Raw genomic sequence first — 20,742 nt, forward strand, 5'->3', positions numbered from 1 at the left:
ACGAACAAAGTTATTCGTTAGACTTTTCATCTTTAACCTATCGATTATTTTGCAAATACGTGATTACCAATTTTTGTTGTTACTTGGCGTGAAGTAATCCACTTACTTGACGCTGTGTTAGGATTGTAGAAATATAAAGATTTGTTACCCATTCCACGATATGCTAATGCTTCCTGAACAGCTTTCTTTGATTGTTCGTCAGCTGGTTGATTTATCGTACCGTTTTGTACTGGTGAAAACGCATAGTATCCTTGGTCCTTTTGATAAATCACATTTTTAATATCATTCGGGAATAATGAACTATCAACTCGATTTAATACTACTGTTGCAACTGCTACCTTCCCTGCATACGGCTCACCTTTAGCCTCAGCATGTACAAGACGTGCTAATAAATCTTTTTCTGATGCGGTAATGGAAGATGGAATGACTAGTTTCTCACCTGCCATTAACAATGATGAAGTTTTTTCATTTACTGACATTAATGATTTAACAGGAACTCCATACTTATTACCAATAATCCAAAATGTTTCTCCAGCTTTTACTTGATGTGTTGTTGCAGCACTAGCTTTTGATTGTGGAGCAGTCATCGCAACGAGCGATAAAGCTAATGTTGAAACAGCAACAAGTTTTAAGATTGTTTTTTTCATCTATACGTACCTCCTCTTGTTTTAAAGTATTAAGACGAAAATGTATGTCTTTTGGCCACATGAACAAGACTAACAGGAATATACACCCTTTACACCCCTCAAAAATTGGCAAGAATGGTAATCGTCTATTTTTGCTACCCACATAAAATGTGCAATCATCCGATTATCGTGTATAAAACATCATACATATCTCCTATTTTTGTCGGTCTACAATACCGATAATAGTTCATTTGCTCTAGTACTATTTCTCATATTGAAGGTTTCTAGTATAAAAATAGATTGATATTCTCAATTTACCGCGGAATAAGGAAGAATGCATTCTTATGAAGGAATTGTGAATGTATAAACCGTATGACCAATTGCATAATCAATTCAAGCCAATGATATTTCATATTATTAAAAAGTTGGATATCCATCGAAATAGACAAGAATTTTATCAAATCGGTTGTATCGCACTTTGGGAAGCTTCATTACGTTATGAAGAAGACAAAGGAGAATTTAAGTCATTCGCATACTCGTATATTATTGGACGAATGAAAACAGAACTTTCGAAAGAACGAAAGCTAAAAGAGAAGCTTTATCGATTAGCATCCTATTCTACTCAGAAGGGAATGACAGAGGATGATTATACATTGATCGTGACAAGATCAGTGATTGATGATCTCTCCACAAATCTCACACCACACCAAATGAAATGGATAAAGGCTTTTTGTTATCAAGGAAAAACACCGAGTGAAATCGCAGAGGACGAAGGTGTATCAAGTTCAGCTGTTAAAGGATGGCGAAGAGATACACTTTCAAAATTAAGGAGGTTAAATAGAAAGGATTTACTATAATTTTATACATGTCAAAAGAGCCAAGTGCTTTAGGTTAACTTCTTGGCTCTTTTAAATAACGATAGATGACACTCCCACCTTGCTGAGCAATACCTCGAAAATGCTTAAAGTCTTTTCTTCCCACAAGCGTATTTCGAAAAGATAAAAATTGATCTTTAAATACATGATATTCATTCAATTCTCCATCTCTAAGCTTATCTAGAATTTCGTTTAACATCTTTTCATCCATGACATTCCCTCTCAATCACTTTACAAGTTCTCTTTATAGTTTACTGATGGAATGGATATCTGTCTATTTTATTTTGATTATTCACTTACAAATCAATTCTAAAATCATTACTTTACATCGTTTTCATCAACAAAAACCATTTTTTCCATTTTTAGATTGAAAAGGCTTTACTTACCTGGAAAAATAGTGTTAAATAGTCGTAATAGAGGGTTAGATTACGATAGTGCCTATGGCTCAAGGCACTAACCAAAACGTAGATAGATTAGTGTTAGACATAGAGAAATCCTGATCTTCGAAGAATATGTAAAGGAGCGAGACTATGAATATCGCTAAAGTTGGAAGTATTATTGAATTTAAAGAAGGATTAACAGGAATAGTTGAAAAGGTGAATGAAAATTCTGTGATTGTTGACTTAACATACATGGAAAATTTCAAAGACTTAGAACTTGATAGAAGAACAGTTGTCAATCATAAAAACTATAAAATTATTAAAGAGTCTTTCTCTTAATATATCGAAAAAACGCGAAGAATAAAACCATTCTTCGCGTTTTTTAGCAATTCGGAAGAGCCTTCTTTAAGGCCTATCTATTATCAACCTTTTCAGGATATAAATCGTGATTCATTAAACGATATGCCGCCATCTCTTCATATTTCGTTCCAGGTTTTCCATAGTTTGTATATGGGTCAATTGATATTCCGCCGCGTGGTGTGAATTTTCCCCATACTTCAATATAGCGTGGATCCATCAGTTCAATTAAATCATTCATTATGATATTCATGCAATCTTCATGGAAATGTTGGCTTAATGACCCTTTTAGGACAAGTTTCTTCTATATATAAATATCCTACAAGCACACATCAGTCACACTTATTTAAATGCTTGGTCAATTTTTTCAGCTACTTCTATTTGCATTGAAGGTAAAACATGACTATATGTTCCAAGTGTAGTTTTTATGTTTGCATGACCTAATCTTTCTTGAACAATTTTTGGATTTACTTGTAAACCACCTATTAGAAAAGTTGCGTGAGTATGTCTTAAATCATGCACTCTTATTTTAGGTAATACTAAATATTCACAAGTTACCTTAAATCCTTTACGATAATTATTTGGATATACCCAGTTACCTGAACTCGTACAAACAACTAAATCATTATTCATATATTTACTATTAAGTATCTTTCTTTCATTCTCAATAACCTTTCTATGATTCATTAGATTTTGACATAATGAAACCTGTAAGTAAATTTGTCTGAATGAAGAATGGGTTTTTGTTTCTGTAACAAGTCCATACTTTCCACTTTCGTCTATTTTGGCTAACGTTTGTCTAATTGTGATAATCTTCGTATCTAAATCAATATCACTCCATCTTAAACCTAGAACTTCACCCATTCTCATTCCAGTTTGAATTTGAAGCTCATACCCAATAAAATGTCTATGTACTTTTTATCTTCTTCTGTAATTTCTCGTTGTTTAATTTCTTCCTCACTGGCTGATACTTTTTAATTAGATTTTGTTTCATCAAATTTGAAGTAAAAATAAGAAGTAACCAATAAGACTAGAATTACACCACCACTTATTGTACTAAGCCAAGTCCTTTTATTATTCAACTTTTTTGAATATAAAGGAATTAAACATAAGAAAAATACAAATGCACAACCTAAAATTAATAAAATTGCACCCCACATAATACAATCCCCCTATTAAATTTATAGTTAAATATTACCACAAATAACCATATAAAGGATGGATTGTTCTTCAAAAAGAAAAACACCATCAATTAAGATAGTGCTTCAATTCGCTTTTAAAAATTTATTTATACTCTTACGATTTTTCCAAATCAACTTGTATAAATCTTTACTCTCTATAATCTGCTCTTTAATATCCCAAAAAGACTCATTCTTTCTATGATAGGTAAAAACATTATTATCATACTTCATTATCGTTATTGTTCCATCATGTTTCGTATCTTTAACAGTAAGATAAAGTTTAGTATCATCCCTTTGTGAAAAATCATCAAATCTTTGAATAAACTTTTCAATATCTGCCTTTGTTTTTATTTTCATAATATCCCCCCTCATATAATGACTAATCCACCCAGTATCATAACGAAGCCTATACTTAACGTTGCGAGTTTGCTACTAAACATATTAAATAAACCCCAAACACCAATACTAACGCACACCAGGAAAGGTAACGCCATAATATAATCCGAAACCCATTGTTCAATTCCACCACTAATAAGTTTTTCATAAATGTATCCCCCTATTGATTCAACAACCTTTGTTAAAATTCCTTCTGATTGTGTAACTGTATCCCACATAGAAACATGATTAACTGTTTGATCAACTAATGAAGTTGGATCAACAAATGTTCCATTTTCTTTGATTTCAAAATGTAAATGTTCACCTGTTGATCTTCCTGTATTCCCACTCAATCCTATTACTTGACCATCAGATACTAACTTGACCTTCTTTAACCGAAACCTTGCTCATATGACCATATATACCTTCTGTTCCATCTTCAAATTGTATCTTAACACCCTTACCTATATTTGCACTTCCATCATAAACTGTTTCGATTATTCCATCTTTGATACTTTTTAACGATGTTCCTTCATTTAATGCTATATCTACCCCTCTATGTCCAGTTGGATGCAATTGACTTACTTCACCGTCTTTAAAGACATTTATTTAATGTATCTTATATATGCTATAAAGCTAGTAATCTCAATGGTTTGAGCAATATTTTTGTTTATTATTATGTCATTAAGCGTGACTTACCTAGTCTCAATCAAATTGGTATTTTATAGAAAAGTTTTTTGTATTTTTTATTCCAAAAAATATATTTCCTGGTAAAATAGTCTTGTCCTACGATACTATAAAATTCTTAGATGAGAGGTAATGAAATGTCTCAAGATTATTCAAAACATTTTTCAGAAGATTCATTTTGGAGTAAACTAAAGAAGTTCGGTAAAAAAGCTGGTGTTTCGGTTGTTTATGTAGCACTCTTACTTTTTTACACTCTACAAAAGCCAACAACTCCAGTTTGGGCGAAGACAGTTATCATAGGAGCATTAGGATATTTCATATTTCCTGTTGATTTAATTCCTGATCTACTACCTGCTGGATACGCAGATGATATGTCAGGCTTATTTGGTGCCCTTGTAACAGTAGCTATGTTTATTGATAATGAAGTTAAAGAAAAAGCAAAAGATCGAATTAGAATTTGGTTCGGTGATAACGCAGTTTCAGAAACAGAAACAGTTGATGACAAACTAAATAAGAAAGTTAATAAAAAAGATGAAGAAGATGAAGAAAATAAAGAAGATTAAATTTTTCCAGGCTCTCTAAAAGGAGTCTTTTTTATTTTCTATAAGATTGACCTTTTATTTGAAAACATTTACGTGAGACTCCCCTTTCAGTTGATATAATAAAAATAAAAAGGGAGTTTTAAATATGATTGAAATTCTACTTGACCATTCTTATGAAGATATCTAAGTTTCTATGGGATTGATTTAATTATTCCCTTTTCCTATTTATAAACTATACAAACTATCCTTCTTGAAATTTCAAGCACCCTCGCAATTATTATCTCACCCCTTATTTCTAGCGCCATATCTTTATTCATCCATAATTTAGAATATACAATCGTGCAACATTTCAGTAATTGGATATAACGTAGCAGACAATCTACAATCCTCCAAGAACCATTAATTATCACCTGTCTATGTGTCTTTATTTCGACAAAATAACAACGTAACAAAATCTACCCTTTAAACGGAATGATTTCCAGTTTCTCACATATTATTACTTCATAAATCATTATGGAGTGGGTGAAAACTTTGAAACAATACATTTTTACCGTCGATGACCGTGAACTTATTATTAACGCAAGTGGTATTTCAGATGCTGTTGAGCAAATAAAACTTATAATGAAATTTGATGGAACTAAATATTCTACCCAAATGAAAAGCATTGAATTTAAAGGTGTAAAGTATTAATTAAGCATTCTAATTAACTAATCTCTATACTCTATAGAATTGTAACTCTTCCCCTCACAAACACCTTAACCAGTAATACCAATTCATTTACTCCACTATTTTCAGTGTGTTTCTAGGCTTAGAATTGAGATTAAGTAACATTGATAACTTTAATGTATTTACACCTTAAATTTATTTAAATATCTTAAAATTGAATAAAGACATTATGGTGACTGTTTAGGGTGTCTTTAAATATATCTAAAGGGAATGTCGCTCGTAACAACATTCCTAAAATTTGTATTTTTTATCTATTGATTATTTTTACTAATCGCCTGTATACTAATTAAGTAAGGTAAACTTAAAGTTTAGTAAGTTACATTTCTTGGATGCTCGTAACATCCATGTTATAGTCATTTAATTTTAGTGGTGTGACTGTTCCGTCGTTAAATGTTGCAGTCACTATAATTTCTTGAATAGTCATCTCATTTAAAGTGTATTGAGCCTGTGCAAAGGCTCTTTTTTCATTTATATCTTTTATTTCTGTGATACCTACAACATTAAATCCCATGTACATCATTTCATCTTCTACAAAGTAAACTCTATCTGAAAATTCCCAATCCATCACTTTTAATTCAATACATTTACATTTGCAAATGAATCATCATTGAATGTTTCCAATTCACCTTTAGCTCCATAACGTACATCTAAATTTAATCCTGCTAATACACTATACTCTTGAACTGTTTTCATCATTTTACATTCCCCATTCCCTGTTCCCTGTTTTTTTAGAAAACCTTACTTTCTATTTTATTTACTACTCTTTACGTTTAGTTTTCTAAACTTAGAATAACATCCAAGGACTTCCATGACAAGTATTTTTTTCCAAAAAGTTTCTTTTTTTGAACAAAAGGTTTTTAATAATGAACAAGGGAGTTTTATTTGCAGTTTATCTAACATACGTGTTACATTTTAAACTTTCCTAAACTTTTTGTTTATATAAGTAAACTTATAGGATAAAATAAGTTTATAAGATAAATTAAGGAGAGATTAACGGAAATGTTAAAACCCAACTATAAACCGTTGGAAATAACTTTGATAAAAAGAGGAAAAACAAGACAAGATTTAAGAGAAGAATTAAACATTTCAGGTGCAACTCTTGCTAAGATTTCTAAAAGAGAATACATATCATTAAAAACAATTGCTCAAATTTGTGAATATTTAAAGTGTGACATTACAGAAGTTGTTACATTTAAAGATGAAATTTAAAACCCTAAATGAAGGGTTTTTTATTTTGAATATAAAAAGACAAGTATCAAATACCTGTCTTTTAAGTCACAATTTAGCTGTCACAAAATCAATTTTTAAGTTCACTTTCGGGTCACAGTCGAGGTCACACTATAAGTCACACAACTATACAAATTAACTCTAAATTACTGTGACCAGTCACACTTCAGTTAAAATTGGACTATTATTCTTTGTGACCTTTTCCATTTTTGTGTGACCACGCTACTTTTAAACTAATTATCTATTATCAACCTTTTCAGGATATAAATCGTGATTCATTAAACGATATGCCGCCATCTCTTCATATTTCGTTCCAGGTTTTCCATAGTTTGTATATGGGTCAATTGATATTCCACCGCGTGGTGTGAATTTTCCCCATACTTCAATATAGCGAGGATCCATCAGTTCAATTAAATCATTCATAATGATATTCATGCAATCTTCATGGAAATCACCATGGTTTCTAAAACTAAATAGATACAGCTTTAATGATTTACTTTCAACCATTTTCACATCAGGGATATAGCTAATGTATATCGTTGCGAAGTCTGGCTGACTTGTAATTGGACATAATGAAGTAAATTCAGGGCAATTAAATTTTACAAAATAATCACGGTTTGGATGTTTATTATCAAATGTTTCTAAAATATTTGGTGAATATTCAAATAAATAGTTTACTCCTTGATTGCCAAGTAGTGTAACTTCCTTCATTTCTTCCTGTTTTCTACCAGTCATTTCTTTTTCCCTCTTTTCAATCATTATACTCCACGCTTATTTCCCCACACTAATGTATGAAGCTGGGGTAAGACGCGGACATTGTTTAAGTCTTTATCTCCTATTACTTGTTCAATTAGCCACTCATATTTTTCAAGTAATATCTTTACAAGTTTATTTGTTTCTGCCTCATTTATATCTGCATTCCCAACTTGAAGATAGAATGGTATTTTAGGATATCTTCCATGTACTTCTTTTGCATATTGAAGATCATTTGAATCGAAGATGACCACTTTTAAACTAATTGACTGATGATCACTATACGGTCGTAATGATTCAATGATATGATCTAACTTTGAAAAATCTGTATTCATACCTGAGCTGGGCGGCTTTGGTGATATCGTTAAATGATCGATATCTTTCAACCATTCTTGAAATTTACTACCTTGTGTTTCAATAGCAATTTTTTTCCCGTTTTCTTTCAATAAGTCAACTAACTCGCTTAAATTTGTTAATAGTGCCGGATTACCACCAGAAATGGTGACATGTGAAAAACGGTCACCACCTATTTTGATAAGCTCTGACCAAATTTCTTCTGCTGTCATTTGGTTAATATCATTTTTTGCTGAACCATCCCATGTGAAAGCAGAATCACACCAGCTGCAAGAATAATCACAGCCTGCAGTACGAACAAACATGGTTTTTTGACCGATTACCATGCCTTCACCTTGAATCGTTGGTCCGAAGATTTCTAAAACTGGTACTTTTTTCACTCTTGTCTCCCCTTTTGTTTAGGTCGGAACACGACATAACTTGTTGGCGTTTCCCTAACAAAAACTTGAACACATTTCGGTTTATTTGCTTTTGTATCAAGCTCCTTTTGCACCACTTCCCAAATGACTCGTGCAATCCCTTCAGTTGTTGGAAAATAATCAGGATCTTGATTCGAAAAAAGTTCGCTATGATCGTTGAGTATCGTATGATCAAATCGCTTATGGACTAGCTTTTTTAAACTAGCAAAGTTAACTAAAAAACCAGAATCATCTAAGTCGTCACCTGCAATTGTAAGATTGACAAAATACGTGTGACCATGAACATTTTGACATTTTCCCGCATCATCATGTGGGATATAATGTGCAGCAGAAATATGCATGTCCTTATTTAATTCAAATTGGTATGAATGTTGTACTTGAGGATATATTTGTTGAATCATTGGGCAGTCGCACCTTTTTCTAGTAAATAATCATCAAGACCTCTTTTTCGCAGCTCACATGCCGGACATTCTCCACAGCCTTCTGCAATAATTCCGTTATAACATGTTAAGGTTTTCTCGCGGATATAATCAAGCACACCAAGATCATCAGCCAGTTTCCAGGTTTCTGCTTTATTAATCCACATTAACGGTGTATGAATAACAAAAGGTTTATCAAGTGCTAAATTTAACGTGACATTGCAAGATTTCACAAAGGCATCCCGACAATCAGGATATCCACTAAAATCTGTTTCACAAACACCTGTCACAATATGTCTAGCTCCAATTTGGTTCGCTAAAATTGTCGCAAACGATAAAAACAGAAGATTCCTTCCCGGAACAAATGTAGAAGGAAGTTCGCCATCCTTTTGTTCAATTGCAATTTCTTCTCTAGTCAATGCATTAGGTGCAAGCTGATTTAATAAGGACATATCAAGAACATGATGCTCCACACCAAGCTCATTTGTGATTGATTTTGCTACGTCTATTTCCAAGCTATGTCGCTGATTATAATTAAATGTAACTGCAATAACTTCTTTAAATTGTTTTAAAGCCCAAAATAAACATGTTGTACTATCTTGTCCACCGCTGAAAACAACGACAGCTTTTTCATTTTTCATCTATTACGTTCCCTTCCTATTAATTCCATGTATATTACATTTCCTCATTACACATTATTTTAAAGATATACTATCCTAATGGTATTCGTCTTCTTTTCCATTTTTTATAAAATAAGTGATGATTTCATAAAAAAAACACCTTCGAATGTTCGAGGTGTGTAGCGTTCCTGCAATATAAAAAACTAACTCATGATATGGTAGTTTTTTATAGAGGGTTTCGCTATAACCTCTCCCGATCCTCACCTGTTACTTGATCGGATTTATCTATCAGTTCAACTAAGAAACTATATCACGAATATTTTTTTTTTGCAATGAAATGGTTATATGATGCTACAGAAGATGCTTAAAATTAAAACAAAAGGCTTTTTTCGCAAACATTCTTGTTATTTTCAAGTAGTGTTGTTGATTGCAGCGAGAGGATGCTCGCTTTTTAGCGGAGAGGGCGGTGAGCCTCCTCGTCATAAACGCTTGTTGGTCTCACACCTGTCCCGCTGCACCAATCAACTTTAAATAGTTGTCGTTTAAAAACAACAATCTCTTAGAAAAGAGACAAACAAAAAATTGATAAAGGAATCATTATATATGACGGTATTAGTTCTAGTCACAATAGGATCAATTTTAGCTGTTATTTATATTCCTAAGCGTATATCGAGCATGGAAATGTATACTACTTCTTTTTTTGCTACATTTTTAGCATCTCTTGCAGATATATATTTAGACTTAAAATTTGACTTATATGGTTTTTTTGATAAAGGTATTAATTGGGAATACATCGTCATATTTATTGTTATTTATCCTGCAGCAAACATCCTTATTTTGAATTTTTTTCCATATAAAAAGAACATTATAAAACAAATAACATACATTTTGCTTTGCACGATTATTACTTTATGTTGTGAATACTTATCCTTACACACAGAAGTATTTTATTATAATGGTTGGAAACTATGGTATTCAGCCCTCTGTTATCCAGTTATTTATACAATACTCGTGCTAAATTTACATTTTATTAGGAAATTAAATAAAATCCAATCCCAATAAAAAAACAGGCGCCTATGAGCACCTGTTCAAATTATATTTTATTTATCTTCTTTTTTTCCTGCTTCACCAGCTAACTGATCAAATGATTTAACCTTGCCATGTGGATTTTGCGATTGTTTTCGCACAGCCCATTGACGTTCTTGTTGTGATTTTGATTGTGTCATACATTAAAAACTCCTTTATCTAGAAGATTCCTTTTTATTTTCTCCTGATGTGAAAAATTCATTCTTAAAGATTCTTCGACGAGTTGCTGCTTCTACTAAAAATAAGGAATAATCCAACAACAATCAAGATTGCCGGCCAAAAAGATAAGATATTTATTGAAAGGACAGCTTGGACAAGAAATACTAATCCTAACCCTGAAAGAATAAAAGTCCTTGAGATTGTAATAAAAAGATAATTCCTAATGCAACTAAGAAGAAACCGTATATCCCTTTAACATTATTCATTAATAACCCTCCTTTTCACACGACTATAGTACGTTTTACAGCACCAATGAAAGTTTCATAATAATTGGAAATATCTTCAAATAGTTAGCAGGATAAATAAAGAACGTCCAAACGCAAATGGATGACTTACCTAACAACTGTTGATTATGATGATTACGCTTTTTTTATTCATTTAGACTTTTTATACGGCCAATGTATTCATTTTTCGTTAAGAGATATAAAGGACAATATTTCTCCGATGGTTTCTAATTGCAATGGGCCTAATTGAAGTGGACTTGAAATTTTCTCATCCAGTCGGCCATTAAATGTTTCATTGTTCTGCTAGCAAATGGTACGATCTCATCCACCTTTGTCGGTTGACTTTGCCAATCACCCGGATTTGTTCCAGTTGAAATGAACTCATTATAACCTTCTGGAAGATTGACTTGTTCATTCGTAAAATGAAAGAGAAGTCCTTCAACAGAAGCATTAATATGAGCTGATTGCCAACGATAGTTTTTTTCAGACCCTTTGGCACAATATCAGCTATTACTTCGCAAATCTAGTTTGTATGTTGCAAAGTAACCTGACGAGTATATTCAAATTGGTTCATGATTAAGTACTCACTCAGGCAAATACACCCCTTATGTAAGAAAATTTGTATGACTCAACATTCTTTATAGTTGAATTATTTTAAAATATACCATTACCATGATTGGCAAGCGGAAAAAGTTATCAAAGTAGTACTAAACCTTTTATGCAAAAAAGAACTTACAGAAGTAAGTTCTTTAGGATGTAGCAATTTTCTTTTCAAGTATAGTTGGATTAGATAATACTTCTTGCTGTATTTTCGTGATTTCCAGGTAGCGAATATGATGATTTTCCATGTCATTTACTTTAAAGGAATGTGACCCATATTCAACAAAGTCACCTTTTTGGATATCGTAATGTTCTGTTAATATCCAACCTCCAATTGTATCAACATCAGAATCATCAATATTTAAACCTAATAATTCATTTACTTCACTAACAAGGACTTTTGCGTCGATAATATACTTGGAATCATTGATTTTTTGAATCAATGGTACTTCATCTGTATCAAATTCATCACGAATTTCTCCGACTATTTCTTCAATAATATCCTCAACTGTGACCAGACCTGCAGTACCACCATATTCGTCAACCAAAATAGCCATATGAATTCTTTCTTTTTGCATTCTTACAAGCAAATCATGGATCGGAATCGATTCAATTACTTGAATGATCGGTCTGATATATTTATCAATTGAAAACGAATGTTGTTGTTCAACCTGAATAAGGTCTGTGAAAATTTCTTTAATATTAACCATACCAATAATATGGTCCTTATCCCCATCTACAATTGGATAACGAGTATATTTTTCATCTTTAATAATCTCTAATTGCTCCTTAATAGACGAATCAATGGATAATGAAGTCATTTCTGTACGAGGTACCATTATTTCTTTTGCAATTCGATTATCAAATTCAAAGATTTTATTCACATACTTAAATTCAGATTGGTTTATTTCACCGCTTTTATAGCTTTCAGAAACAATGATTCTAAGTTCCTCTTCACTGTGAGCCATTTCATGCTCTGAAACAGGTTTAAATCCAAACAACCCTGTAATAAAACGTGCAGAGCCGTTTAGAATCCAAATAAATGGGTACATGATACGGTAAAACACAGTTAATGGTCGTGCAATCCAAAAACTTATTTGTTCTGCTTTCTGAATAGCCACTGTTTTCGGTGCCATTTCCCCTACTACAACGTGTAAAAACGTTATGGTTGTAAAGGCAATGACAAAAGACAATACTGTTGCAACAGAGCTGGGTATCGCATAAGATTCAAATAATGGTGAAAGCATATGTTCAATCGTCGGTTCACCAAGCCACCCTAACCCTAATGCTGTAATGGTAATTCCTAATTGACAAGCTGATAAATATTCATCGAGATGATCGATAACATTTTTAACAATACTTGCCTTTTTGTTTCCTTCTGCAATTAATTGGTCAATACGAGAGCTTCGAATTCTAATAATCGCAAATTCTGAAGCAACGAAAAAACCCGTAAGAGCGATCAAAATTGCAACAAGCAACAAATTCACTATGTCCAAATAAGCTTCCTTACTCCGTTAAAAACGGAAAAGGAGTCACCTCCTGAGAGTTAAAAATTAATTAAACTATTAGTCTCTTATTTTGCCGCACCCGCTTGGAGTAAAATAATGGATGCTAGTCGTCTATGAAATTTCATCACTGCCCCATCTTATCACCCCACAGTTTTTATTAGAATAATCATAATACGAAAGAATCAAAACAGTCAAACGTTACACTTTGCTAATTTCCTAAATAAATATGTTGTAAACCGTATTAAAATACCTTTTTTAACGAAAAAACAACGGATTATGAGCTTAAATGGTTTTTTCCTGCTATATTCTCACTTTATCGAAAAAATCTTTGTATGTATGTAAATAGAAATCTGCCCCTTTTGCCTCGTTTTGAAATAAACAAGTATGCAAACCTATTTTTTTAGCAGGAATGATGTCTAAAACCCTGTCACCTATAGCAATGTCCAAATCATATTTATTATGCAGGTATTCATAAGAAGCTGAATCTGGTTTTCTTTTGAACCCATCATCACCCGCGACGATCTCTACAAAGTAATGGTTCCAGTTATAAAAATCAAGAATAGTTTGTACTTCTACTCTTGGCTTATGTGTCATGATAACATTGAGTTTGGCTTTCTTCAGGACATCTTCAACATATGGAAAAGGCTGTTTCAGCTCTGGAGACACTGTTTTTTCCTTTTCTTTAAATTCAAGTATTTGCTTATTTGTTAACTCAAAAAATGTTGTAGCATGTGAAAATGATATTTTAAGCTCCTTGAAAATATCATCCTTATGAATATCTTCACCTAATACCTCATGCATAACATCGGTGAAGACCTTGTATGTATCAAATAATGTTCCATCAAAATCCCATAAAATGTTCAAAAATCTCTTCCTTTCAATCACGCGATCAGATATTACACTATTTTATCATACTACTTTTATTTACTCGGAACTTTTTTAACAATTAACAACACTAACATCCCCAAACATATATAACCAAACAAAGGATACAACGAAGAAATTAATGAACTATAGCCAATTTTACTTATAAATGCAGAGATACATAAAATTGTGCAGACAACGATCATACGAGGCAATTGAATGTATGTAAGCAGTTGTTTTTCAAGTCCATATAAATTCCCTATTACAGATGTAAAGATTTCACCAAAAATCACAGCTATATAAATAAAGTAGAAGGCAAAAAATGTCGTTTTCATGACCTCTGCCATCGGAATATCAAATTCCATCACATTTGGCAGCGTGGAAAGGGCGATATAACTGCTTATTAAAATGATTGTTAATAAAAAACCGCCAAGCATACCACCCCTTCTTAACACTTTCTCATCCTTAATTTCACTTGCTAATGGCACGAGAACAGCCGATGCCATTGTTAAGTTAAAGGCAGCATAGGAAATGGCGGATAAAATCCATTTGAAAGAAAAAGACATATCCACTGGTTTCGTATAAAATGCTTCTACAGAAAACGACTGTATGGCAAGGATTGAACTAAACAATATTAACATTGGAACAACGATCATATTGACGCTAAATAATCCTTTCACACCAAAAAACATGACAGCAATTGTTAGTAAAATGGTGATAATAACACCTAGTTTAACAGAGAGACCCAGCTGTTCTTTAAAAATAGCGCCTGCACCAGATAGCATAATAGATGTTAAGCCAAATAGAATAATGAGCATCAAGATATTCACAAAACTCCCAATTTTTCTTCCAAATAAATAGTTCACTAAATCTTGATAGGAGGTAGCATTTATTCTTTTTGATAAAATAAGCATTTTTGTACCTATTGATATAAAAAGAAACCCTGCTAATATGATTCCAGCTAAACCAAATACTCCATATTTCATAAAAAACTCAACGATCTCTCTTCCTGTTGCAAAACCCGCTCCCACAACAGTACCAATATATACAGCTGCAACTTGAAAGGAAGAAGCCCATGATCTCATCACCTTATACACCCCACTCTAGTTTCAATAGCTTGTATCATTATATGAGGAATCTCAAAGATGATTCTTCACTCTTCTAAGTGGTATTGAAGTATATTGGAAAAAATAGACAAAAAAATTTCGAAGCTAAATACTTGAAAGTCAAAAAAGGTCAAAGTATACTATTGTCAAAGAAGGTCAAACTATCATTCTACAAGATTCTACACAGAAAAGGAGTTTTGAATATGATGTGTGAAAATTGTCAACATAAACAAGCTACTATCCATGTAAACATTCAATTAAATAAACAACAAAAACAATTAACATTATGTCAAGACTGCTTCGCAGCATATAAACAAACAATCCCTTCTGGATTTTCAAATGGCATACCAACATTTCCATTTGATGAATTTTTGAAAGGATTTCATACAAGCCAAGCTGGACATCAAGAAAATTCATCACTGCAAACACAGCAAGGCAATGGTGGAATACTTGATAAACTTGGACGTAATCTAACACAAGCAGCACGTACCGGTTTAATTGATCCTGTTATCGGCCGTGATGAAGAGGTTGACCGTATTATTGAAATATTAAATCGCCGCAATAAAAATAACCCTGTGTTAATTGGTGAGCCTGGCGTTGGTAAAACGGCTGTTGTTGAAGGACTTGCTCTTAAAATTGCAAATGGCACTGTCCCAGCTAAACTCGTTAATAAAGAAGTATATCTTTTAGATGTTGCCTCACTCGTTGCAAGCACAGGAATTAGAGGTCAATTTGAAGAACGGATGAAAAAGATCATTCAGGAACTTCAGCAACGTAAAAATGTCATCTTATTTATCGATGAAATTCATCAGCTTGTAGGCGCTGGTTCTGCAGAAGGATCAATGGATGCTGGAAACATACTAAAACCTGCTCTTGCACGTGGTGAGCTGCAAGTTGTTGGTGCAACAACACTTAAAGAGTACCGAACAATTGAAAAAGACGCAGCACTTGAACGACGCTTCCAGCCAGTAATTGTACAAGAACCTTCTACAGAAAAGGCCATCAATATTCTAAAAGGAATTCAAAATAAGTATGAAAGCTACCATCATGTCACATATACTGATGAAGCGGTCAATGCATGTGTTACACTTTCACAGCGTTATATTCAGGATAGATTTTTACCTGATAAGGCAATTGACCTGCTTGATGAGGCTGGCTCTAAAAAGAATTTAACAATGACAAATGTTAATGATGAAGAATTAAAAGAACGCATTCTTCTGATTGGCAAACAAAAGCAAGAAGCCACTCAAAATGAAAACTATGAATTAGCAGCTAAATTAAGAGATGAAGAAGCGCGTCTTGAGGCTCAATTAGATCAGAATGAAAATACAGATAATATGATCGTTGATGTGGAAGATATACAAGCAATTATAGAGAAGAAAACTGGCATCCCAGTAGGTAAGCTACATGAAAATGAACAATCAAAAATGAAGCATTTAGAACAAAATCTATCTGATAAGGTAATTGGTCAAGCAGAAGCTGTAAAGAAAGTTTCAAAAGCAATTAGACGCAGCCGCGCAGGTTTAAAATCGAAAACAAGACCAATTGGTTCCTTCCTTTTTGTTGGACCAACAGGTGTGGGAAAAACAGAATTAACCAAAACCTTAGCAGAGGAATTATTCGGTTCAAAAGATGCAATGATCCGTCTAGACATGAGTGAATATATGGAAAAGCATGCTGTTTCTAAAATTATCGGTTCACCGCCAGGATATGTTGGACATGATGAAGCAGGTCAGCTTACTGAGAAAGTCCGCCGAAATCCATATAGCATTATCTTATTAGACGAAATTGAAAAGGCTCATCCAGACGTTCAGCATATGTTTCTGCAAATCCTTGAGGATGGTCGACTAACTGATAGTCAAGGACGCACTGTTAGTTTTAAGGACACTGTCATTATTATGACAAGTAATGCTGGTGTCGGAGCCAAACAAAAAGTTGTCGGTTTTGGAGCATCTGCTCAGACAGCAGTTGAAGAAAGTAATTTATTACAGTCTTTAGGTTCATTCTTTAAACCAGAATTCTTAAACCGTTTCGATAATATCATTGAATTTTCTTCACTTGAAAAAGATGATCTTATTAAAATTGTCTCGTTAATGGTTGAGGAATTATCAAGAACTCTCTCTGAACAAGATATTGTATTAACTATAACAAACGAAGCAAAAGAAAAACTTGCAGCACTAGGATACCACCCTGCTTTTGGTGCAAGACCACTTCGTCGGGTCATCCAAGAACATGTTGAAGATAAACTAACTGATCTCCTATTAGATGAAGGAAATGTATCAAAAGTTTTCGTTGATGTTAAAAATGATGAAATTGTTGTAGATGCTTGAATAAATATGGTGAGAACGACTTAAAGTCGCTTCTCACCATTTTTTATTCTGTCAATTTAATATGTTAACATTTTCTTACTCTCTCTAAACATTCGTTCGTGAGAAGAAAGGAGTAAAACAAATGATCTTTTTCCGACGATTCTTTTTAAAAGTTGTAAAAATGAATAATTGGGTTCTTATATTTGCTACATTGTCATTAGTGTTTTCAAGTAGTTATGTTATTTATTTTTTAGAACCTGAGACTTTTATAACTCCATTTGAAGGTTTGTGGTGGACAATGACAACTATTGCCACAGTTGGCTATGGAGATGTTTCACCTAAAACTGTTCCTGGAAAAATATTTGCAATGTGCTTATATATAGTTGGCATTGGACTTATGACGATTTTTATTGGGAAAGTATTTGACTTCCTTAGCATTCGAAAAAAATTAAAGGAGGCAGGAAAATTGAAGATTTCAACAGAAAATCACATTATATTAATAAACTGGACAACAAAAGCAGCCATTACATTAGACGAACTATTAAAAACATTTCAAAACATCCAGATTGTTATCATTGATGAAACACTTGAAAAAACACCAGTCATACAAGAACAAGTTGAATTTGTTAATGGAAATCCTGCAAATATTGATGTCCTCCATCAAGCAAACCTGCTCAAAAGCAAATCAGTTATGGTTTTTTCACCAGATGGTTTAATGACAGCATCACAAGCTGATGGGCTTACTTTATTAATTGCTTCTACAATTGAAGGGATAGGAAAAAAACACAATCACCATATCTATACAATTTGTGAAGTGGCAAATTCAAAGCACATTGATGCCTTTGTCCATGCCAATGTTGAAGAATTCATTACAGCTAATGACACTGCTGCACATCTTGCCGCTAGATCAATACTTTTTAACGGTTCAAGTGAAATTATTAGACAGTTAACAAGTCATTCAGGATTTGACCTTTATGCTATTGCAAGAAAACCGGAATGGCATACATATGCAGACGCGAGCAAAGCTCTCACAGCAAAAGGTGCACTTCTCATATCAAATGGAAATGACCTAACGATCATACAACAGCTCAATGACTCTATTCCTGATAATGCCACATTATTTATCATTTGTAATTATACGACATATCAAGAAATTATGACCTAATCTAGTTTTTATAAAACTCCCTTTACTAATCTATCTAAAATAATGATTTGACTCAAAAAATATCAATTATGAAAGACAGGCCAATAGCCTGTCTTTCTGTCTGTCATTGTTTATCTTCATCTCTCATATACATGCAATGAGGTGTTGACTGTGAAAAAATTTTCAAAGCTTCTATTATTGATCTCCTTTCTTTTGCTTATCATCAATGTTTCTTCATTTGGATTTATTGTTTATGTAGAATTCTTTGGTGCGTTTTACGGAGATGTGTTGATTTGCGGTACAAGTCTTCTTGGTGCATGTTGCGCAATATATGCAGATGATTTTAAAACAAACTACTATTCTAAGCTCTTTTTCTTTAGTCACCTTACTGTCCCCTTTCTTCCATTTTATTATTGGAGTATCGCAATCCTTATCTAAATTGTGACAAAAAACATTTAGCTTTTAGGATCATTCGACATTTTCTTTAAGAACCCCTTAAAATTTTTTATAATCCTCCGATATAATAGATAAGAAATATAATAGGAAATATGGTGATTTACGATGGATAAAACGTCATTATTGGGAATCATTCTTGCACTTGTTGCAGTTGGTGTTGGGATGGTTTTAAAAGGTGTACCCCTGTCTGCCTTAGCAAACGTACCTGCACTATTAATCATTATCTTGGGTACAATTGCAGCTGTTACAATTGCATTCCCCTCAAATGAGCTAAAAAAGGTTCCAAAATTATTTGGAATCATCTTTAAAGAAAGAAAAATATCTACGATTCAAGAGTTAATACCATTTTTCTCTGAATTGGCACAAGTTGCGCGTAAAGAAGGTTTACTTGCTCTAGAAGCTAAGCTTGTTGAAATTGAGGATCCTTTTTTGAAAAACGGTTTATTAATGGCTGTTGACGGTCAAGATGCAGAATTTATTCGTGATGTCATGACAGAAGAAATTGATGCAATGGAAGAACGACACCTAGCCTCTGCAGCTATTTTCACTCAAGCTGGAACATATGCGCCAACACTTGGTGTACTTGGGGCTGTTGTTGGTTTAGTTGCTGCTTTGTCTCATATGGAAGATACTAATGCATTAGCAGCAGCCATTGGAGCTGCTTTTATTGCGACAATGTACGGGATCTTCACGGGTTATGTTATTTGGCATCCGTTTGCTAATAAATTAAAACGTAAATCTAGACAAGAGGTAAAAGTAAAGGAAGTTATGATTGAAGGTGTTCTTTCAGTTTTAGAAGGACAAGCTCCGAAAGCGATTGAGCAAAAGCTTGCAACATATTTGCCTGTTCATGAAAGAAACAAATTAAATGCAATGACTGCTGAAGGAGAGAGCGTCAATGGCTAGAAAAAAGAAGCATAAACAACATGATGAACATCTTGATGAATCGTGGCTTGTTCCCTATGCTGATATATTGACACTCCTTCTCGCACTTTTCATTGCTTTATTTGCGATGAGCTCAGTAGATGCTCAGAAGTTTCAGCAAATTGCCAGATCTTTCAACTCTACTTTCACCGGCGGAACTGGTGTGCTAGACTATCCAAGCCCTACTCCAGATGGCGAAAAGGAACAACTGGATATCCAAAAGAATCAAACAACAGAAGAGGATGCAGAGAAAGTACAAAAGCAAATCGAGCAAAATAATTTAAAGAAAATACAAGATAAAGTTAATACGTATATATCAGAAAATAATCTTGAGTCTAAATTAAAAACAACACTTACAGATGAAGGCTTACTTATAACCATTTTAGATAATATTTTCTTCGACTCTGGAAGTGCGACTGTACGAAACAAAGATCTAAATCTTGCTAAGGAAATGTCAGAGCTTCTTGTTATGAATCCGCCTCGTAACATTATTGTTAGCGGTCATACAGATAATGTACCGATTAGTAACTCTGAGTATGATTCAAACTGGCATTTAAGTGTCATGCGTGCCGTGAATTTTATGAAAATACTACTTGAAAACGAAAAATTAGATGCGAAAGCATTTAGTGCAAAAGGCTTCGGAGAATTCAACCCTGTTGCTCCAAATGATACTAGTGAAGGAAAACAAAAAAACAGGCGTGTAGAAGTGTTAATCTTACCAAATGAACAAAAGTAAATAAAAAGGATCAAAGCATATCGCT

General features: G+C 33.2%; 28 protein-coding genes and 1 pseudogene. 11 read left to right on the plus strand and 18 right to left on the minus strand.

Annotated elements, in window-relative coordinates; genetic code table 11:
- Positions 1 to 44: 44 nt before the first annotated feature.
- Entirely contained in the window at positions 45 to 587 is a 543-nt protein-coding gene (locus tag GMB29_RS14755; RefSeq protein ID WP_227551749.1) for a cell wall hydrolase, read from the minus strand.
- Positions 588 to 985: 398 nt separating this feature from the next.
- Between GMB29_RS14755 and GMB29_RS14760 the strand changes: the two genes are divergently transcribed.
- On the plus strand, positions 986 to 1,483 hold the full coding sequence (locus tag GMB29_RS14760) for a sigma-70 family RNA polymerase sigma factor (RefSeq protein ID WP_136354822.1): 498 nt from the start codon (positions 986 to 988) through the stop codon (positions 1,481 to 1,483).
- A 34-nt stretch (positions 1,484 to 1,517) separates the two neighbouring features.
- On the opposite strand, the gene GMB29_RS14765 is transcribed toward GMB29_RS14760, so the two are convergent.
- Positions 1,518 to 1,712, minus strand: a complete 195-nt coding sequence (locus GMB29_RS14765) for a hypothetical protein (protein WP_136354824.1) — start codon at positions 1,710 to 1,712, stop codon at positions 1,518 to 1,520.
- Between the two features lie 319 nt (positions 1,713 to 2,031).
- Here GMB29_RS14765 and GMB29_RS14770 point away from each other — a divergent pair, with 319 nt between their 5' ends.
- Entirely contained in the window at positions 2,032 to 2,220 is a 189-nt protein-coding gene (locus GMB29_RS14770; RefSeq protein ID WP_136354825.1) for a YkvS family protein, read from the plus strand.
- Positions 2,221 to 2,293: 73 nt separating this feature from the next.
- On the opposite strand, the pseudogene GMB29_RS14775 reads toward GMB29_RS14770, so the two are convergent.
- The 6 genes and pseudogenes from GMB29_RS14775 to GMB29_RS27740 all read right to left on the minus strand — a co-directional run.
- Positions 2,294 to 2,506, minus strand: a pseudogene (locus GMB29_RS14775) (preQ(1) synthase); the annotation flags it as partial.
- Positions 2,507 to 2,580: 74 nt separating this feature from the next.
- On the minus strand, positions 2,581 to 3,138 hold the full coding sequence (locus tag GMB29_RS14780) for a site-specific integrase (protein ID WP_227551750.1): 558 nt from the start codon (positions 3,136 to 3,138) through the stop codon (positions 2,581 to 2,583).
- Between the two features lie 74 nt (positions 3,139 to 3,212).
- The gene (locus tag GMB29_RS14785; protein WP_136359284.1) at positions 3,213 to 3,398 is read right to left on the minus strand and encodes a hypothetical protein; all 186 of its coding nucleotides are present in this window, start codon (positions 3,396 to 3,398) and stop codon (positions 3,213 to 3,215) included.
- Between the two features lie 105 nt (positions 3,399 to 3,503).
- Positions 3,504 to 3,776 carry a hypothetical protein gene (locus tag GMB29_RS14790; RefSeq protein WP_136359286.1) on the minus strand — a complete coding sequence of 91 codons (273 nt, stop codon included), beginning with the start codon at positions 3,774 to 3,776 and terminating at the stop codon, positions 3,504 to 3,506.
- Between the two features lie 11 nt (positions 3,777 to 3,787).
- The gene (locus GMB29_RS27735) at positions 3,788 to 4,147 is read right to left on the minus strand and encodes a M23 family metallopeptidase (RefSeq protein ID WP_235883184.1); all 360 of its coding nucleotides are present in this window, start codon (positions 4,145 to 4,147) and stop codon (positions 3,788 to 3,790) included.
- Between the two features lie 16 nt (positions 4,148 to 4,163).
- Positions 4,164 to 4,370, minus strand: a complete 207-nt coding sequence (locus GMB29_RS27740; RefSeq protein WP_168733997.1) for a M23 family metallopeptidase — start codon at positions 4,368 to 4,370, stop codon at positions 4,164 to 4,166.
- A 248-nt stretch (positions 4,371 to 4,618) separates the two neighbouring features.
- Here GMB29_RS27740 and GMB29_RS14805 point away from each other — a divergent pair, with 248 nt between their 5' ends.
- On the plus strand, positions 4,619 to 5,044 hold the full coding sequence (locus GMB29_RS14805; RefSeq protein ID WP_136359292.1) for a YkvA family protein: 426 nt from the start codon (positions 4,619 to 4,621) through the stop codon (positions 5,042 to 5,044).
- A gap of 510 nt (positions 5,045 to 5,554) precedes the next feature.
- Positions 5,555 to 5,713, plus strand: a complete 159-nt coding sequence (locus tag GMB29_RS14810) for a hypothetical protein (RefSeq protein ID WP_155443904.1) — start codon at positions 5,555 to 5,557, stop codon at positions 5,711 to 5,713.
- A 352-nt stretch (positions 5,714 to 6,065) separates the two neighbouring features.
- Here the strand turns inward: GMB29_RS14810 and GMB29_RS14815 are convergent, their stop codons facing one another.
- The gene (locus GMB29_RS14815) at positions 6,066 to 6,314 is read right to left on the minus strand and encodes a hypothetical protein (RefSeq protein ID WP_136359294.1); all 249 of its coding nucleotides are present in this window, start codon (positions 6,312 to 6,314) and stop codon (positions 6,066 to 6,068) included.
- A gap of 5 nt (positions 6,315 to 6,319) precedes the next feature.
- Positions 6,320 to 6,445 carry a hypothetical protein gene (locus GMB29_RS27745; protein WP_264766580.1) on the minus strand — a complete coding sequence of 42 codons (126 nt, stop codon included), beginning with the start codon at positions 6,443 to 6,445 and terminating at the stop codon, positions 6,320 to 6,322.
- 303 nt (positions 6,446 to 6,748) lie between these two features.
- Between GMB29_RS27745 and GMB29_RS14820 the strand changes: the two genes are divergently transcribed.
- Complete coding sequence (locus GMB29_RS14820; RefSeq protein ID WP_136359296.1) at positions 6,749 to 6,958, plus strand: helix-turn-helix domain-containing protein; 210 nt, start codon at positions 6,749 to 6,751, stop codon at positions 6,956 to 6,958.
- A 255-nt stretch (positions 6,959 to 7,213) separates the two neighbouring features.
- Here the strand turns inward: GMB29_RS14820 and queF are convergent, their stop codons facing one another.
- The 4 genes from queF to queC are packed head-to-tail and all read right to left on the minus strand — an operon-like array spanning position 7,214 to position 9,562.
- Positions 7,214 to 7,711, minus strand: coding sequence for a preQ(1) synthase (queF, locus tag GMB29_RS14825; RefSeq protein ID WP_155443905.1), 498 nt, complete (start codon positions 7,709 to 7,711; stop codon positions 7,214 to 7,216).
- A gap of 23 nt (positions 7,712 to 7,734) precedes the next feature.
- A complete protein-coding gene (queE, locus tag GMB29_RS14830; protein WP_136356632.1) occupies positions 7,735 to 8,463 on the minus strand; it encodes a 7-carboxy-7-deazaguanine synthase QueE in 729 nt (242 codons plus the stop codon).
- Positions 8,460 to 8,903 carry a 6-carboxytetrahydropterin synthase QueD gene (gene queD / locus GMB29_RS14835; RefSeq protein WP_136356634.1) on the minus strand — a complete coding sequence of 148 codons (444 nt, stop codon included), beginning with the start codon at positions 8,901 to 8,903 and terminating at the stop codon, positions 8,460 to 8,462. The genes queE and queD overlap by 4 nt, the downstream gene beginning before the upstream one ends.
- Positions 8,900 to 9,562: a 7-cyano-7-deazaguanine synthase QueC gene (queC, locus tag GMB29_RS14840; protein WP_136356636.1), complete on the minus strand. Its 663-nt coding sequence runs from the start codon at positions 9,560 to 9,562 to the stop codon at positions 8,900 to 8,902. Before queC ends, queD begins: the two co-directional genes overlap by 4 nt.
- A 582-nt stretch (positions 9,563 to 10,144) precedes the next feature.
- On the opposite strand from queC, the gene GMB29_RS14845 reads away from it, so the two are divergent.
- On the plus strand, positions 10,145 to 10,603 hold the full coding sequence (locus GMB29_RS14845) for a CBO0543 family protein (RefSeq protein WP_155443906.1): 459 nt from the start codon (positions 10,145 to 10,147) through the stop codon (positions 10,601 to 10,603).
- Positions 10,604 to 10,641: 38 nt separating this feature from the next.
- On the opposite strand, the gene GMB29_RS27465 is transcribed toward GMB29_RS14845, so the two are convergent.
- From GMB29_RS27465 to GMB29_RS14860, 4 genes are all read right to left on the minus strand, one after another.
- Positions 10,642 to 10,767, minus strand: a complete 126-nt coding sequence (locus GMB29_RS27465; protein WP_227551361.1) for a DUF6254 family protein — start codon at positions 10,765 to 10,767, stop codon at positions 10,642 to 10,644.
- A 1,052-nt stretch (positions 10,768 to 11,819) separates the two neighbouring features.
- Positions 11,820 to 13,166, minus strand: coding sequence for a hemolysin family protein (locus tag GMB29_RS14850; RefSeq protein WP_136356638.1), 1,347 nt, complete (start codon positions 13,164 to 13,166; stop codon positions 11,820 to 11,822).
- A 312-nt stretch (positions 13,167 to 13,478) separates the two neighbouring features.
- Positions 13,479 to 14,042, minus strand: coding sequence for an HAD-IA family hydrolase (locus GMB29_RS14855; protein ID WP_136356640.1), 564 nt, complete (start codon positions 14,040 to 14,042; stop codon positions 13,479 to 13,481).
- 56 nt (positions 14,043 to 14,098) lie between these two features.
- On the minus strand, positions 14,099 to 15,130 hold the full coding sequence (locus tag GMB29_RS14860) for a YkvI family membrane protein (RefSeq protein ID WP_136356642.1): 1,032 nt from the start codon (positions 15,128 to 15,130) through the stop codon (positions 14,099 to 14,101).
- A gap of 221 nt (positions 15,131 to 15,351) precedes the next feature.
- Between GMB29_RS14860 and GMB29_RS14865 the strand changes: the two genes are divergently transcribed.
- The 5 genes from GMB29_RS14865 to motB all read left to right on the plus strand — a co-directional run bounded on the left by GMB29_RS14865 (position 15,352) and on the right by motB (position 20,717).
- Complete coding sequence (locus GMB29_RS14865) at positions 15,352 to 17,478, plus strand: ATP-dependent Clp protease ATP-binding subunit (protein WP_136356644.1); 2,127 nt, start codon at positions 15,352 to 15,354, stop codon at positions 17,476 to 17,478.
- Positions 17,479 to 17,599: 121 nt separating this feature from the next.
- Positions 17,600 to 18,622: a potassium channel family protein gene (locus GMB29_RS14870; RefSeq protein ID WP_136356646.1), complete on the plus strand. Its 1,023-nt coding sequence runs from the start codon at positions 17,600 to 17,602 to the stop codon at positions 18,620 to 18,622.
- 150 nt (positions 18,623 to 18,772) lie between these two features.
- Positions 18,773 to 19,039, plus strand: coding sequence for a hypothetical protein (locus GMB29_RS14875; protein WP_136356648.1), 267 nt, complete (start codon positions 18,773 to 18,775; stop codon positions 19,037 to 19,039).
- Positions 19,040 to 19,162: 123 nt separating this feature from the next.
- The gene (gene motA, locus GMB29_RS14880) at positions 19,163 to 19,963 is read left to right on the plus strand and encodes a flagellar motor stator protein MotA (protein WP_136356650.1); all 801 of its coding nucleotides are present in this window, start codon (positions 19,163 to 19,165) and stop codon (positions 19,961 to 19,963) included.
- A complete protein-coding gene (motB, locus tag GMB29_RS14885) occupies positions 19,956 to 20,717 on the plus strand; it encodes a flagellar motor protein MotB (RefSeq protein WP_136356651.1) in 762 nt (253 codons plus the stop codon). The genes motA and motB overlap by 8 nt, the downstream gene beginning before the upstream one ends.
- The last annotated feature ends 25 nt before the right edge of the window (positions 20,718 to 20,742 follow it).

This window comes from Metabacillus sediminilitoris, assembly GCF_009720625.1.
Taxonomy (GTDB): Bacteria; Bacillota; Bacilli; order Bacillales; family Bacillaceae; genus Metabacillus; species Metabacillus sediminilitoris.